Source organism: Amycolatopsis sp. La24 (assembly GCF_029087445.1).
Taxonomy (GTDB): domain Bacteria; phylum Actinomycetota; class Actinomycetes; order Mycobacteriales; family Pseudonocardiaceae; genus Amycolatopsis; species Amycolatopsis nivea.
The window spans coordinates 567,678-583,700 of sequence record NZ_JARACH010000001.1; the positions used below are offsets into that span (position 1 = coordinate 567,678).

The 16,023-nt window shown below is 69.7% G+C and carries 9 protein-coding genes; 3 read left to right on the forward strand and 6 right to left on the reverse strand.

Annotated features, from left to right (window positions below; translation table 11 throughout):
- Nucleotides 1-31: 31 nt before the first annotated feature.
- Nucleotides 32-4,375, forward strand: coding sequence for an amino acid adenylation domain-containing protein (locus tag PUT80_RS02685; protein WP_275290971.1), 4,344 nt, complete (start codon nucleotides 32-34; stop codon nucleotides 4,373-4,375).
- Between the two features lie 45 nt (nucleotides 4,376-4,420).
- On the opposite strand, the gene PUT80_RS02690 is transcribed toward PUT80_RS02685, so the two are convergent.
- Nucleotides 4,421-4,708, reverse strand: coding sequence for a hypothetical protein (locus tag PUT80_RS02690; protein ID WP_134662803.1), 288 nt, complete (start codon nucleotides 4,706-4,708; stop codon nucleotides 4,421-4,423).
- Nucleotides 4,709-6,004: 1,296 nt separating this feature from the next.
- Here PUT80_RS02690 and PUT80_RS02695 point away from each other — a divergent pair.
- Complete coding sequence (locus PUT80_RS02695; RefSeq protein ID WP_240691253.1) at nucleotides 6,005-6,094, forward strand: DUF1905 domain-containing protein; 90 nt, start codon at nucleotides 6,005-6,007, stop codon at nucleotides 6,092-6,094.
- A 205-nt stretch (nucleotides 6,095-6,299) separates the two neighbouring features.
- Here PUT80_RS02695 and PUT80_RS02700 read toward each other — a convergent pair whose 3' ends face one another.
- The 5 genes from PUT80_RS02700 to PUT80_RS02720 all read right to left on the reverse strand — a co-directional run bounded on the left by PUT80_RS02700 (nucleotide 6,300) and on the right by PUT80_RS02720 (nucleotide 14,928).
- Nucleotides 6,300-7,076, reverse strand: a complete 777-nt coding sequence (locus tag PUT80_RS02700) for a hypothetical protein (protein ID WP_275290972.1) — start codon at nucleotides 7,074-7,076, stop codon at nucleotides 6,300-6,302.
- A 7-nt stretch (nucleotides 7,077-7,083) separates the two neighbouring features.
- On the reverse strand, nucleotides 7,084-7,356 hold the full coding sequence (locus PUT80_RS02705; RefSeq protein ID WP_275290973.1) for an acyl carrier protein: 273 nt from the start codon (nucleotides 7,354-7,356) through the stop codon (nucleotides 7,084-7,086).
- A gap of 23 nt (nucleotides 7,357-7,379) precedes the next feature.
- Nucleotides 7,380-9,083: a fatty acyl-AMP ligase gene (locus PUT80_RS02710; RefSeq protein WP_275290974.1), complete on the reverse strand. Its 1,704-nt coding sequence runs from the start codon at nucleotides 9,081-9,083 to the stop codon at nucleotides 7,380-7,382.
- A 71-nt stretch (nucleotides 9,084-9,154) separates the two neighbouring features.
- On the reverse strand, nucleotides 9,155-9,949 hold the full coding sequence (locus PUT80_RS02715; RefSeq protein WP_037806263.1) for a hypothetical protein: 795 nt from the start codon (nucleotides 9,947-9,949) through the stop codon (nucleotides 9,155-9,157).
- Between the two features lie 608 nt (nucleotides 9,950-10,557).
- Nucleotides 10,558-14,928, reverse strand: a complete 4,371-nt coding sequence (locus tag PUT80_RS02720; RefSeq protein ID WP_275290975.1) for an RHS repeat-associated core domain-containing protein — start codon at nucleotides 14,926-14,928, stop codon at nucleotides 10,558-10,560.
- Between the two features lie 262 nt (nucleotides 14,929-15,190).
- Here PUT80_RS02720 and PUT80_RS02725 point away from each other — a divergent pair, with 262 nt between their 5' ends.
- Nucleotides 15,191-16,015 (forward strand): hypothetical protein, encoded by an 825-nt coding sequence (locus PUT80_RS02725; protein ID WP_275290976.1) that lies wholly within the window; start codon nucleotides 15,191-15,193, stop codon nucleotides 16,013-16,015.
- Nucleotides 16,016-16,023: the final 8 nt, after the last annotated feature.

Here is a 16,023-nt window from a genome sequence, read left to right on the forward strand (position 1 = left end):
CCCAGGGGCCCGTACAGAAGAGGGTGCACTAGTGACTGCCACCGAGGGCTACCCGCTCTCCCCTCAACAACGCCGCCTGTGGGAACTTCAGCGCAGCGGCCCGTCGCCCTACCGCAGCTGGTGTGCGCTCCGGCTGGCGGCAGGCACGACCGCCGAACAGGTCGCCGCGGCGCTGGCCGAAGCGGCGGCGCGGCACGAGATTCTCCGCACCGAGTTCCGGCGCCCGGCCGAGGCGTCGATCCCGCTGCAGGTCATCGCCGACACCGCGGACCGCCCGGAGGTGCCCGTGCACGATCTGCGCTCGGTGCCCGCCAATTCGCGGGACGCGGCATACGCCGCAGTGAAAGCCGCGTTCACCGGGACAATCGGCACCGGCGCACTCAATGCTGCTCTGGTCCTGCTGGCCGACGATGCCCGCCTGCTGCTGCGGCTGCCGGCCCTCTGCGCGGACGAGGCGTCGGCGCGGGTGCTCGCACAGGAAGTCAGCGACCGGCTCGTCGGCGCCGGCGCGGGGACAGAACCGTTGCAGTACGCGGATTTTGCCCCGTGGCAGGACGAACTGCTCACCGCATCGGAGTTCGACCTCGAACGGGAGTATTGGCAGCAGCGGCTCGTCGCGGCGGATCTGCCCTTCGCCCGCACGTCCAGCGCGGGCTTCGCCCCGGCCGCGTTCTCCGTCGACCTCGACTCGTCGCTGGGCGAGGCGGGTCCCGCCGTCGCGCTGGCCAGCTGGCATTTGCTGCTGCGCACGCTGACGGGGCAGGACGAGCTGGCGATCGGCGTGCGGCTGCCGAACCGGGTGGCAGACGAGATGGCTGGTGCGATCGGCCCGTACGAGAAGTACGCGCCGTCGCTCGCCCGGCCGCAGGCCGGCGAAACCGTCGCCGGATTCGTCGCGAAGGTCGCGGGCGAACTGGCCGAAATGGCGGATTGGCAAAGCTATTTCGACCAAAACCGGTGGGCCGCCGGACTCGACCGGACCGGCGCGATCGCGGCGGGCTTCGACTGGCGCCGCGGCGAATCCGGCGTGCTCGAAGAGGCCGAAGCGATCACCGAACGTTTCACCGTCCGCCTGTCCGGTCGCGAATACGACGACCGGACCCGGCTGTCCGTCTGGTTCGACTCGTCCGTCGTCGACGCCGCCGACATGCCGGTCCTCGCCGAACAGTACGTCGCGGTCCTGCGCTCGGTCCGCAGCGACGGCGCACAAGCCGCGCTCGCCGTGCGCGTGCCAGCCGCCGCCGGGCCGGTGCCGGCCCGGCACGCCGACCCGGCACCGCCGGTCCACCGCCGGTTCGAAACGCACGCCCAGCGCGATCCCGGTGGCATCGCGGTGCGCTGCCTGGACGAATCGGTCACCCGGGCGGAACTCGACGCGCGCGCCGACCGGCTGGCGCGCAGGCTGCTGGCCGCGGGAGCCCGGCCCGATACGCCGGTCGGGCTGTGCCTGGACCGTACCGTCGACCTGGTCGTCGCGGTGCTGGGCATCCTGAAGAGCGGTGCGGCGTACCTGCCGCTCGACCCGGCCGTACCGCTGGCCCGCCGGCGCGCCATGCTGGACCAGGCCGGTGCCCGGGTGGTCGTCGCCTCCGCCGGGCAGACCGGTCTCGCCGGTCCGGACCGGGCGCTCGTCACCCCGAACTGTGCTGAAGCACCGGGCGTTGCGCTGCCCGCCGCCGGGAATGCCGACGCCCGGCTCGCATACGTGATCTTCACTTCCGGCTCCACCGGCGCTCCCAAAGGCGTCGCGGTGAGCCACGCCAACCTCGCCGCCTACGTCGACGACGTGACCGCGCGCCTCGACCTGTCCGGCGGCGCGAGCTACGCCATGCTGTCCACGCCGGCGGCCGACCTGGGCAACACCATGCTCTTCGCCGCTCTCAGCACCGGCGGCACCCTGGACCTGCTGCCGGCCGAGCACACAGCTGACCCCGCGCGCCTCGTCGCGCATCTGCGCAAGCATCCGGTCGACTGCGCGAAGATCGTGCCGTCGCATCTGCGCGCACTCCTCGACGCACCCGACGCGGCCGCGGTGCTGCCCACGCGGTGTCTGGTGCTCGGGGGCGAGGCGGCCGACTGGCAGCTCATTGCCGACGTACGCCGTCTCGCGCCGGACTGCCGCATCCTCAACCACTACGGCCCGACCGAGACTACGGTCGGCGTGCTCACGCACGAGCTGCACCCGGACGATTCGCGAGCGTTCCGCACCGTCCCGCTGGGCACCGCGCTGCCGCACAGCCGGGCCGAGATCCTGGACGAACGGCTCGAGCAGGTCCCTTCCTGGGTCGCGGGCGAGATCCATCTCGGCGGTGCCGGCGTGGCCCGCGGCTACCTGGGCCGTCCGGGTCTGACCGCGGACCGCTTCGTGCCGGACCCGTTCGGGCCGCCTGGCGCGCGCATGTACCGCACCGGCGACCGCGGCCGCAGGCTTGGCGGCGGAATCACCGAATTCCTCGGCCGGGCCGACGAGCAGCTGAAACTCCGCGGGTACCGGGTGGAACCCGCGGAGATCCAAGCCGTGCTGTGCACCCATCCCGCGGTCCGCCAGGCCGTCGTGACGCTCCGGGAGGAAAGTTCGACGCTGGCCGCGTACGTGGTCGCCCCCGGCGCCGAACCCGGGCAGCTGCGCGAGCACTGCGCCGAGCACCTGCCCGACTACATGGTGCCTGGCGCGATCCTGGCGATCGAGGCGATCCCGTTGACCGCCAACGGGAAAATCGACCACAGCGCATTGCCCGCCGCCGGGCCCGGCGCGGTCGCCTACCAGCCGCCGCGCACCCCGGCCGAGGCGACGTTGGCCGAGATCTGGCAACAGGTGCTCCGCGTCCAGCGGGTCGGCCGCGACGACAACTTCTTCGCGTTGGGCGGCGATTCGATCCTGGGCATCCAGGTCATGTCGCGCGCAGCCAAGGCGGGCCTCGCGGTCACCCCGAAACTGCTGTTCCAGCATCCGACTGTCGGCGAACTGGCCGGCGTGGCCACCGCGGCGGACGGCAGCGCGACCGGCGCGGAGCAGGGCCCGGTCACCGGGGCGGTGAAGCCCACGCCGATCCAGCGCCGCTTCCTCGCGCAGCGGCTGCCCGCCCGCCACCACTACAACCAGGAAGTCCTGGTGGCGCTGAAACAGCCGCTCGATCCGGAACCGCTGCGGATCGCGCTGCGTGCCCTGATCGACCACCACGACGCTCTGCGCGTCCGGGTCCGAGGCGACGAACTCGACCTCGCCGGACCGCTGCCCGCCTCCGCCGATCCGCTTGTCACCGTCCGACTGGCCGACCTGCCCGCGACCGATCGGCGCAGTGCGTTCGAGAAGGCCGCCGAGCACACCCAAAGCTCGCTCGATCTCGCCTCCGGCTGCGTGTTCCGGGCCCTTCTGGCCGATCTCGGCGACGACGGGCACCGGCTGCTGCTGGTCGCGCACCATCTCGGCGTCGACGGAGTGTCGTGGCGCGTCCTGATCGCGGACCTGGTCGCCGCGTATCAGCAAGCAGCGGCCGGGACTGCGGTGCAACTGCCGCCGAAGACCGTCTCCTACCGTGCCTGGGCGGAGCGGCTCGCCGAAGAAGAAGACCGCCACACCGCGGAAATCCCCTTCTGGACGGACCTCCTCTCCGGCCAGTCCGCGCCGCCGCGCTCCGGTGAGAACACCTATGGCGTTTCCGAGACCGTCACCGTGACTGCGGACGAGGACACCACTCGCGATCTCGTGCGTTCGGCTGGCGCTACTTCGGTCCCCGCGCTGCTCCTGGCCGCGCTGGGCCAGACGCTCACCGAGTGGTCCGGCGCGCCGCGGATCGTCGTCGACATCGAAAGCCACGGCCGGGACGCACTGGCCGACGACCTCGACGTGTCCCGGACCGTCGGATGGTTCACCGTCATCCACCCGGTGGCGCTCGACGCTGGAGCCACCGCACGATCGGTCAAGCAGTCTCTCGCCGAAATACCCGCCAACGGCGTCGGATACGGCCTGCTGCGGTACGGAACCGACCCTGCGGCCGCGGCGCTGCGGGCCATGCCCGAACCGTGGGTCCGGCTCAACTACCACGGTCAGCTCGTCGCCGACCCGGCCGCCGACGCCCTGTTCGACACCGCCCCGGAGAACCCTGGCCCGTCCGCGGACCCGGCGGGCGTCCGGCCGTACCTGCTGGACCTCACCGCCGCCGTTGCCGGAGGCCGCCTCCGAGTGGACTGGACGTATTGCCCGGCCGTGCACGCGCCGGACACTGTGCGGACACTGGCCGAGGCGTTCCTGAGCCGCCTGCGCGAGGAGGTCTCGCACGGCGGCGCAGGCTGGACGCCCGCCGATTTCCCGCTGGCCCGGCTGGACCAGGGCGCGCTCGACGCCATCGCCGGCCTGCTGGACGAACTCGGCTGACCGGACGCGGCGGCCGCTGCCGGAGCGGCCTCCGCGTCCGGGCGCTCACGCCGACCTGGGCGAGCCCGCCGGGTCCTCGCCGAATCCGGCAGCCAGCCGGTACACCCGTTCCGGCGCGCCGACTTTCCCGTAGCGGCACGACACCTGCAACGAGCCGATCTGCGCCAGGTAGCGCACGTAACGCCGAGCCGTGACCACGCTCATCCCGGTCGAATCCGCGATGTCCGCGGCCGACACCTCGCCGTCGGGCGCACTGCGCGCCACGTCGATGACGCGATCCACGGTGATCGCCGATATGCCGTTCGGCGGATCGATTCCCGGATCGATGCTCATTGTCCCCAGCTCCTCGTCGCTCGCGTCGCGAGGTCGATCGAAGGGCGCCGCGCGTCCCCCGCGCCCGGTCGCCGACCATCGATTGGCTGCACGCCACCACATCCGGCGGACCGCCCAGATTCCGCCGGAGCAGGCGCCTGCACCCCCAGACCCCCTGATCGCATACGATCCTACGCCGCGAATATAAACGGCCGTCAACCCCGCAAACGCAGTCTGCTCCACCTGGAATACGCGAAGCGGCCGAGCGCGGAGCCGAGAAAGCGCGCCTGCCACCGCATTCGCGCAGATCCCCCGGCGAGTCCGCGCCAACGGAATTCGGCCGCATCGTTCGCGAAATGCAGAACAAAAGCAAGAAGACGGTAAACTACACTCGGTGATACCGACCAGATCGGACATAAGACGATCGGAACACGGAGAACTTGAGCACCAGGAATTGCCCGCTTTGTCGGTGAAATCCCTTTCGTACGGTCGTTTTGCCGCACGCTGCCCTCGCGCCCTCGGCAGCACTCGGCACTGCCCGCCGAGCGTTGATCTCCTCCGGTGAACACTGGACGACACCGCCGGAAACACCGGAGAAAGACACGCGCGATGCGCCGAGCGCGATCAATAAGCCCGGACCAATCAGTCAACCGGACCGGCGATACGGGATGCCCCAACAACGCACTGGTCCCGTTTTACGCCGATCGTTCGAAATGGTCATTGCTTGACCATCCGGCAAACGGCGCAATGATTATGACCCGATTAATCCGGCCCGCTTCGGCGAACCGTCGCCGGGTGCGAACCACCCCGAACCTGATCGGGCCGCGGCGGCCAGAACAGCGTTGCCGCTCGGGCGATAACGGCATCTGTGCACGTACTCTGCTCCGCTGTTCGGCGGATGCCGGAAAAGCACCGCGGTCTCGAACGGCGTTCAGTGTCCGCGCCCGCCAGGTCACGTTCGAGCCGCGTTGTCGCAGATGCACCAGCCACGCCTCGACCGCGCTGCGGGACACGGTCGTGCAAACTGTGGTGTTGCCTTAAAGTTTCGCGCCGACTGGTGCAGGCACCAAAGGCGGTCTTCGGCCGGCTGCGCGGGCGACGGAGATCACCCGTGCCACAGCTGGACAACGCCCGTCCGGAGCAGAGCCGGGCCACATCCGGTCCACCAACACGCGGCGCGGGCGAACCCGTGCAGCGAGCCGATCCTGTGGCCTTCCTCGCCCGGCCGTAGTCCCCGCGCCCAGTACCCCCCCGGAGTGCCGGAGGCCAGCAGTCCGCACCGAAACGTCGGCGGACCGAGACCTGGACCTTCGGCGCGTGCTGCCGGTCAAACGCGCGGTACGCAAGGCGGAGAAGCTCGATCCTGGCGACGTCGCTCAGGTGACCGTGACGGTGCTCGATCTCTGATTTCGGCGGAGCCTGGCTTGATCACTGCGGCGAGCCGTGGAGCGTTGGCCGGGCCGGAAACGGGGGCACGAACTGCAGAGGATGTCCCGCATGGACTCGTGTCGAGCCACGCGGTGCGACGGCCTCGGCCAGGTGCCCGGCTCGGTCTCGGGCGCGCCGACCGCGTTCGCGACAGACCCGCGAGCCGGGCGCGGGTGGGCCAGGTTCAATTGCTCCACGCGGGGCTGTCGTTAGGCGGGTAGGGAGAACTCGACGCACCCTTCACCCATTCGTCCACCTCCTGCCGGTCCCAAGCGAGCAGGATCTCGGCGTTGCGGATGCAGAGGCCGTAGTCGAGGTTCCCGAACAGGCGGCTGACCGTCAGGTGCTGGTTGAGCTGCTGGTATCCCTTGCCCGTCTTGTATTCCATCTGCACCGTCGTCTGCAGGCGCCCGAGGCGGAGGTTTCCGTTCACCACCGTCAGGACTCCCTGGTGCACGTTGCTGTTCTTCTCCTGCAGCCCCTTGTTCTCCACCGCCAGCTGGCCGATCTTCTTGATGGAATTGACGATGCCGGTGAGCGTGTCCAGGGTGACCAGCCCGCCTACCAGCTGGGTCACCGCCGAAATGACCGGTGACAGGGAAAGCGACGAGATGGACACGCTGCGGCTGTCTCCGGTGATGCCGGTGAGGAACGGCATGGTGGTGAACTGGTTTCCGAAGACGATCCACCGGAACAGATCGAATATCGTGGACGACTGGTCGAAACGAGCAGAATCCGCGGTCTTGCGCATGATGGTGGCGGCCACCGACTGCCACGAGCCGAAGGGGGCCAGCGGTCCCAGGCTGGGCAAGCCGGTGTTGTCTCCGCCGCAGGTGTTGCCGACTCCTGCTTCCTGGTTGAGGTCGCGGCTGTCGCAGCCCAGCACGTCCGGCCTGCCCTCCGCCCACACGGCGATCTCGAACGCTTCCCGCCGCGACTGCTCGTCGCTTGAAGTGCCCACGGCCGGCTCACGACGCTCGCGCGGCGTACAGCTCGCGCGAATCGCAGATCAGGCGCTCGATGTCGTGCACCGTCCGTACCTGCGGGATCGCCTCGAAGCCCAGGTTGACCCGGAAGCCGAGCTCGACCGCGCCCACGAGGCTGAGGACCTTGACGGAGTCGACCCCGGGCAGCTCTGCCACCGTCGTGGTGTCGTCGAGCTCCTCGCCGCCGAGTTCCAGCTTTTCGCGGATCAGGGTGTACAGCTGCTCTCGCTCTCGCGGGGGTAGACGGGTGTCCATGGTTGCTCCTCCCAAAGGGGTGCTCAATGCGCTCCGGAAAGCGCGCCGCGGTGGAGAAATCCCTGCAGATACTGCTGTCGTGTCTTGTTCCGCCGGACCTTGCCGCTGGACGTCTTGGGCAGCTCCCCTGGCGGCACCAGGAGGACGTCGGCCACGGGCAGGGACAGCGTCGTCTGGACGCGGCTGCGGACCCGCCTCGCCACTGCGGCCGCGTCGCCGTCGCGGAGTTCGGCGACGATCACGACCTCCTCGGTCGCCCGGCCGGGCCGGGTGAAGGCGACGATGTTGCCCTTGCGCAAGCCGGGTACCTCGGCCGCGGTCCATTCCACGGTCTGGGGGTCGTGGTTGCGCCCGTTGACGATGAGCAGGTCCTTCTTCCGGCTCGTCACGTAGAGGATGCCGTCCGCCAGGTAACCGCAATCCCCCGTGCGCAGGCCGCGCGGCGTGAAGCTTCGCCGGGTCGCTTCCGGGTCCCCGTGATAGCCCGCTGCCACGCTCGGGCCCTGGAAGACCACCTCGCCGATGTGCCGTTCCGGGAGCGGGTTCCCGTCGTCGTCCACGACGAGGACGCGGTGGCCCGCGACGGGACGTCCGCACGGCACGAACGCCACGTGCTCTTCGGAAGCTGACGCTGGCCGTGCGAGGTCGCGCGCGTGGTAGGGCTCCGTTTGGATGACGTCTGGGGCGAGCGGGACTCCGAGCTCGCCGAACGAGATCGCGAGCGTCGCCTCTGCCATGCCGTAACACGGGATGACCGCCCCCGGACGCAATCCGGCCGCCGCGAAGTGCGTCGTGAAGGACCGCAGTGTCTCGGGGTGGTTGGGTTCGGCGCCGCAGCCCACGACTCTCAGGCAGGACAGATCCAGTTTCCGCAGCTCGTCGGCCGGGGTGTGCTTGATCGCCAAGGCCAGGCCGAAGTTGGGCGCGAAGGTCACGGTCGCGCGGTGGCGGCTCACCGTTTCCAGCCAGAGCCTCGGCGAGAGCGCGAAGCGCAGCGTCGGCAGGAAGGTCACCGGGCAGCGCGCCAACAGCGGCGCCAGCACGAAACCGACCAGCCCCATGTCGTGGTACATCGGCAGCCAGCTCACGCCCCGGTCGCGGTCGCGTTCGAGGCGAAGGGCGCCGATGATGGCCGCGCAGTTCGCGAGCGCGCTGGCGTGCGTGACCCGTACTCCCTTGGGGGCCGCCGTGCTTCCCGAGGTGAACTGCAGGAACATCACGTCCTCGGGAAGGATGTCCTCGGGCTGGGGCGCGTTGCGCGGCAAGGGTTCGGCGAAGAGGTCCTCCGGATCGAGGACCTGCATGCCGGCCACAGCGTGCACGAGCGGGTTCAGCAGGTCCGCGAGGCTGCGGGGAATCAGGAGGGCGCGTGCTCCCGCGGCGCGGAGGATGTGCGCGGAGTCCTCGCAGTACGCCTCGAACTTGCCGAGGCCCATCGGCGGGCTCATCGGGACCGGGATGACGCCGACCGAGACCGCGCCCAGGAAAGCGAGGACGAATTCCTGCTGCTCGGGGACGATGAGCGCGACGCGGTCTCCCTTGCGCAGGCCGCTCCGGAGCAGTTGCCGCCCTCGGCGCAGAGCTTCCCTCGACAGCTCTGCCCAGCTCGCGAAGTGCTCGTGGGCGAAGGTGAAGCCCCCGTCCGGATGGCCGAGATTGTCGGCGAGGACTTGGGCGAAGGTCGATGCCGTTGGGCGCTCGGGAGGCCGCCGTTGCGGGAACACCATGGGACCTGCCTGGGGTCAGGGGCTCCCGGGGCCGCGACCCCGGGAGCCCGCGGAACACGGGACGAATCGGCTCAGTGCTTCCAGGCGGGGCTCTCGTTGGGCGGTTTCGAGGAGCTGGCCGTGTCCTTCTCCCAGTCGTCCACGTCCTGGCCGTCCCACTTGAGCAGCGTGTCGGCGTGGCGCTTGCACTTCTCGAAATCGAGCACGCCGTAGCCGCGGTAGACGTAAATAGTCTGATTCAGCTGCTCGTACCCCTTGCCCGATTTGTACTCCATCTCCACCGCGGTCCGGACGGCTCCGAGGTACAGCGAGCTTTGATGCCGTGACAGGACTCCGACCTGCTGGTTGGAGTTCTTCTGTTTTCTCCCCTCGTTCTCCAGCGCGAGCTGGCCGATCTTCTGGATGGTGGTCACGATGCCCTGGAAGTTCTCCGGCGTCATGATGTTCTCGACCAGGTCCGACACCGCTTCGACGGCCTTTTTCAGCGACGTCTTGCTGATGGACGCGTCACGGTTGTCGAAGGTGTAGGTCAGGAAGAACGGAATCGTGGAGAATTTCTGCAGGAAAACGCTCCACGCGACCGGGTCGAATTTCTCGCTGCCCGGGTTGAACCCACTGAGCGTCACCGCCCGGTGCACGATGGTGCTGCCGACCGACTCCCACGAACCGAACTTCGACAGCGGACCCAGGTCGGGCAACAGGCTGTTGTCCCCCGCCGCCTTGTTGCCCACGCCCTGAGCGTTGCTGTCCGCGTCGAAATCCTGCAGCGCGGACCTCGCGGCGGCCTCCAGTTCGGGGTACGACGTCTGCCACAGCGCGATCTCCAGGGCCTCCCGGCCCAGGTGGGACTGGCTGATCTCGGTCATGACTGCTCCTTGTCCACGGGTGACGGATGAAATGTTCGCGGCGCGGAATCGCGGAAAACGCAGGGAGGAATATTCCACTGGAACGGCGAGTGCGAACCGGCGAGAATCCAGTGCAATAAACGTGCTGCCAACAGTCGGAGCGGGTGGATGTGCCACCGCGAACGCGGGCGCAGTGGTCTATTCCATGACAGCACCTCTCCGCGATTTTCGATCCGCCCGCGCCTCAGCGCCGCGAGGAAACATGCTCCGCCTCCGGGAGAGGCCGGCGAAAGGCCATTGCCACGAATGCCAGGAAAAACATCCGTCCGAGTGCTCGCCGACTACCGGGCATCGCGTCGACCGGTTTCCCCGCCCCTGGCTAGAATTCATCAGATCGAGCCCCTGGCGGGCCGTTCCCCGGCGACATCGCGAGATATCGCTCCGCGAAAAACTCCTCGATCGCGCACGACGGACACCCCGGGCGCACACGCGTAATTCGCTCGGGTTCGAAATGCATATTCCGGCGGGCTCCCCGAATTGGAGCAGGGCCTGCTCCAACCGAGTGGCCCGCCACGGGGCTCACGGGCTCGGCGGGCCTCGCGCGGCCCGCCGAGCCCTTCAGCAGCGGCTCAGGTGTGCCCGCCGAGCTGGATCATCTCGACCCGCTTCTCGTCGTCCAGCACCCGGAAGGTCGCGCGCTGCTTCCCGCCGAGGCGGATCTGGAACTGGTTTCCGCTCAGCTGCTTGTAGTTCATGTCGCCCGCTTCCTCGGCGGCCTTCTTCGGATGCCACTTGTTGTTGTGGATGTAGTTCTGGAACGTGTCGAATTTCGCCTGCTCGGCCGCGGTCAGCGGCTGGTTCCCGAACCGCATGTCCTGTTTGCTGAACGTCCACTTGCAGTCGTTGAGGCCGAGCGGGTCGACCAGCAGCGTCGGGTTGCTGACGTACATCTGGGCGTTCGTGCCGCCGGTCAGCCCGACCGGGTCGGCGCTGAGGTAGCGGGCGAGGGCCGGGTCGAAGTAGCGGTGGTAGTTGTAGTGCAGGCCGGTCTCGGCGTCGAAGTACTGGCCGGGGAACCGCAGCGGCGTGACGTCGTCGCCGCGGCCGGATTCCGCGCCCCAGATGGTGCGCGGGCCGCTTCGGGCGACGGAGCCGTCCAGGCCCACCAGTTCGGTCGGCGTTCCCACGAGGTCGGTCACGATCGCGTGGTAGCGGCGGTCCACCACCTGCTGCGGGGTGTTCGCGTCCAGCAGCTTCTCGCCCTGGATCAGCGGCAGGTCCGTCTCCGGTTCGAACTCCCAGTTGCGCAGCCGGCGCAGCCCGCCCGGACCGCGGTGGTGCTCCTCCGCCAGCCGGGACCCGTCCCAGGTGAAGTCGACCTGTTCGACGACCTCGCCGGTGGCCGACAGCCGCTGTTTGGCGGTGCGCCGCCGCATCGCGTCGTAGCGGTAGCGCCAGCGGTGTCCGTCCACTGTGGTCACCGCGACGAGCCGGTCGTCGGCGTTCCATTCGTACTGCGTGGTACGCGCGCCCGGGCTGATCAGGCGGATCAGCCGTCCTTGAGCGTCGTGCTCGTACTGGTTCGCCCCGGCGCGGACGATCCGGTTTCCGGCGAACTCGCGCACGCCGGAGTGCGGACCGCTGACCGCGGACGAGTTCGCCGCGACGACGTTGCCGGTGGCGTCGTAGCGGTAATGCTCGGTCCCGGCCGTTCCGGTGACGCCGGTGATCCGGCCGAGCGCGTCGACGTCGAACCGGCGAGTGCCCGCCAACGCGTCGTCGACCGCCCTGAGCGTGCCGTCCGCCCGGTAGTCGTACGAACGTCGTTGCTGCGCGGCGTAACCGCCCGACAGGGTTTGCGCGGCGAGCGTGCCGACCGCGTTCCAGTGGTGCCGGATGACCGTCGTGCCCCACGAGCGATCGGATTCGCGGCCGAGCAGGTCGCGCCCCAGCGTCATGGCGTGCCCGTCGACCCGCACGCCGACGAGGCTTCCCGCGGCGTCGAAACTCCACTCGCTGGCGGTGCCCGAGGGCAGGATCCGCTTGACCCGCCTGCCGAGCGCGTCGTACTCCGAACGCAGCGTCCGGCCGTTGCAGCTTTCGGCGAGGACGCGCCCGCAAGCGTCGTAAGTCCAGGTCAGCTCCGTGTCGGCGTTGACCGCGCGGACGACCCGGCCCGCCTGGTCGTAGTCGTAGCGGCTCGTGCTGTCGCCGGCCTGCTCTTCGACCAGCCTGCCCAGCGCGTCCCAGCCGAACCGGGTGGTCTCGCCCGCCCCGTTCACGCGGCTGACGAGCTGGCCCGCCGCGTCGTAGGCGTAGCGCAGCACCCGGCCGTCGAAATCGGTTTCCTCGACCAGGTTCCCGGCCGCGTCGTACCGGCAGCGCCAGTAGTTCCCGCGCTCGTCGCGCACGGAGACGAGGCGCAATTCGGTGTCGTAGCCGAATTCCAGCCGGGTGCCGTCAGGGCGCACTTCCGCCGCAGGCAGGTCGAAGTGGGTCACTTCGGTGACCGTGGTCTGGCCGAGGGCGTCGACGTGGGTGCGCAGGTTGCCCTCGCCGTCGTAAATCCACCGTTCGGTCGTTCCGTCCGGCAGCGTCTGCCAGGACGGTTCGCCGCTGACGGTCCACCCGAGTCGCGTGGCGTTGCCGAGGGGATCCACCACGGCTGAAATACGCCCGAAACCGTCGCGCTCGAACCGGGTGGCGGCGCCGGTCGCATCGGTGACCGAGATCGGCAACCCGGCCGCGTCAGTTGTCACGGCGCGAACCCCGCCGAGCGCGTCCGTGATCGACGACAGGTGCCCGTGTTCGTCGTAGCTGTAGCTGGTGGCCTGTCCCGCCGGGTCGATCAGGCGCGTGAGGTTGCCGCGCGCGTCGTACTCCCGTCGGGTGACCGCGCCGTCCGGCTCGATCACCGTCACCGGAAGGCCGAGGTCGTTGTACTCGGACCGGGTCTGCGTACCGTCCGGCCGCGTCACCGCCACCGTGTTCCCGGCCTCGTCGTACTCGTACCGGGTCACCCGGCCCAGCGGATCGGTGCGCGCGAGCAGCCGGTCGAACTCGTCCCACTCCGAGCGGGTCTCGTTGCCCGCCGGATCGACCTCGCGCAGGGTTTGCCCGCGTTCGTTGAGGTGGTACGCGGTCTGCTCGCCCAGGGAGTTCGTCCACCGCGTCACGCCGTCCGCGTAGGACAGCGAGCCGCTGAAGAATCCGCCGGAACCTTCAGCTCGCACGACGCGGCCCTCGCCGTCGTAGCTGTAGCGGTACCAGGCTCCGTTGCGGTCGGTCCAGCTCGTCATCCGGCCTTCGCCGTCGTAGGCGAACCGCAGCGGCGCCCCGGAAGCGTTGACCACCTCGGTCAGCAGGCCGTGCCGGTAGCCGTACCGCAGCAGCGGCAGATCGGCGCCGCCGTCGGCACCGCACAGGTGAAACGCGCTGATCAGCCCGTCCGCGGACTCGACCCGCACGCGGTACCCGCCGCTGTGCCGGACCTCGGCGAGCGTGCCGGCGTCGTCACGGACGAACTCGACGCGGTGCCCGTTGCGATCGGTGATCGCCCGCAGCGGCAGCACCGGGCCGCCGCGGCCGAAGTGCAGCGTCCGGCCCTCGTCGGGGAGAGTGATCGTGTACCCGTCGCCGGTCAGCGCGAGCCGCCGCCGCGGTCCGGCCAGCGGCATGGCCTCCGGCGCCGGGTGCGGGTAGAACAGCAGCGTGCCGTCGTCGGACGCGAAGGACACGCCCTCGTCGTCCACCTCGATCCGCTGGTCCACAGTGGACGCCCAGTTCGGGCCGAAGGACTGCCCCGCCCGGTACGACGAGAGGTGCACCCGGCGCAGCACCAGCGGAAGCACGCCCGCCAGTTCGACGTCCGTTTGCGGCAGCACCACGTCGCCGCTGGCCACGTCGATCGGATCGCCGCAGGTGTTCAGGTTCTTGTCCGGCACGCGGTCCTGCTGCGGCCCGCGGCTGTTGTCCCGGATGTTCGAACCGGAGCCGCCGCGCGACCCGGAACCGCCGCCGCCCCCGGACTGCCCGCCGCCGGGAGAGTGCACCGGACCGTCGTTGCCGCCGCCGCGCGTGCCGTCGGTCTCCGGTCCCCGGCCGCCGGAACCGCCTTCATGCCCGCCGGAGTTCGCCGGCGGCGAATCCGCGCTGGAGGTCGTCGTGCTCTCGTTCTTGCCGCCGCCCTTGCCCGGCGAGCCCTTCGGGGTTTCGATGTCTTTCGGCTTGGGACTCGGCTTCGGCTTTCCGCCCTTGATCCCCTTCAACGCCTTCCCGGCGTCGGCGAACAGCGTCCCGGCCTTCTTCAGCAGCGGCATCAGCGCCTTGAGCGCCTTCACCAGCTTCGTGGTGACCTGGCCGATCTTCGACGCCGTCTTGGCGACCGCCGAGATCACCTGCGGCACGACCCAGGTCATCCCGATCCCGAGCGTGAACACGACCTGCAGCGCCCACGAGATCAGGTGCCCGACGAGGTCGGCGATGGTGTCGCGGACAAGAGACCGGACCGCCGCGACGATCTCGCCCGCGGTCTTCACCCCGCTCGCCGCGCCCTCGCTGCCCTTCTGCGCGCTCGCGATCAGGGCGGAGGTGTCCTCGGCCTTCTTGCGGTAGCTGTCGGCCGCTTCGCCGTGCCAGTCCTGCAGATCCTTCTTGACCAGCTCGGTCAACTCCGCCGAGACGCTCTCGAGCTCCTTCGCGACGTTGGTCCAGGTCGCGGCCTGGGACTTGATCTCGTCCGCGTTGCCGGTCAGCGCGTCGAGAGCCTCCTTCAGCGGACCGACGTGCTCCATCAGCCAGCCGACCCCGGCCGCGAAGATCGCGCCGAACGGGTCCATCACCGCGGTGAGCACGTCCAGCGCGGTCCCCACCGCGCCGATCGCGACCGCGGCCCAGTTCTTGCTCTCGATCGCCTCTTTCAGCCCCGTCGCGTCCTCCAGCAACGGGACCCCGGCCATCGCCGAAGTCTCCTTCACCGGTGCGACCAACGGATTACTCATGCGACGTACAACCCCCTTGCGGCCGGGCCCGATCCCGGCGAACTCCCCCGGAAACCTAGCGGCACCCGGCAACCGTCCGCCCGCGGCACCGCGAGTCCCTGCCCGAACGAAGTCCCGATGTTGCCCGAGCACCGATCCGGCCCGCGCTGACACCGCGCCTGACACGGCCGCCTCCCCGGCGTCTGAGCCGTGACAGCAGCGTGTCCGCCCAGCAGGCGAATGTGGTCACAACGAACCGCTGAACCAGCCAGGGAGACCGGAAATGTCCACGTTCACCACCCCCAACCCCATCACCGCCGCGCTGACCACCGCGGGTGCTCGCGTCCGGATCACCGCGGGCGAGCGCGCCGAGACCGTCGTGCGGGTGCAGCCGGTCGACGCGGCGAACTCGACCGACGTGAAGGTCGCGGAGAAGACCAAGGTCGAGTTCGCCGACGGCGTGCTCGCCGTCAAGACCACCAAGTCCGGACGTCAGACCGGTTCCGTCGATATCGCGATCGAACTGCCCGCTGGGTCCAAGCTCGTGCTCAACACGGCTTGGACCGAGGTGCAGGCGGACGGCACGCTCGGCGACTGCGAGGTCAACATCGGCTCGGGTCAGGTGCAACTCGACCGGGTCGCCGCGTTGCGCGGGAACCTCGGCGCGGGCGGGCTCGCGGTCGGGCACGTCGGCGGCGACGCGGTCATCGAGGGCAGCGCGGCGGGCCTGCGGCTGCGCGAGGTCGACGGCGAGATCCGGTACCAGGGCACGAGTGGCAAGGTCTGGATCGGCCACGCGCGGTCCGATGTGGACCTCGGCGGGTCGAACGGGAGTTTCGACATCGGCACCGCGGACGGGAGCGTCGTCGCCAAGGCGGCCGACTGCCCGATCCGGATCGGGCGGGTCACGCGCGGTCAGGTGGAGCTGTCGAACGCGGCCGGCGGGATCGAGGTCGGCGTCAGCGCGGGCACCGCCGCCGACGTGGACGCGAAGAGCACGAAGGGCGCCGTGCGCAACACCCTCGGCACGCCGGAGAGCCCGCGCGGCACGCTCAAGGTCCACGCCCGCACCCGGCTCGACGACATCGTCGTCTATTCAGCTGCCTGACCACCCGA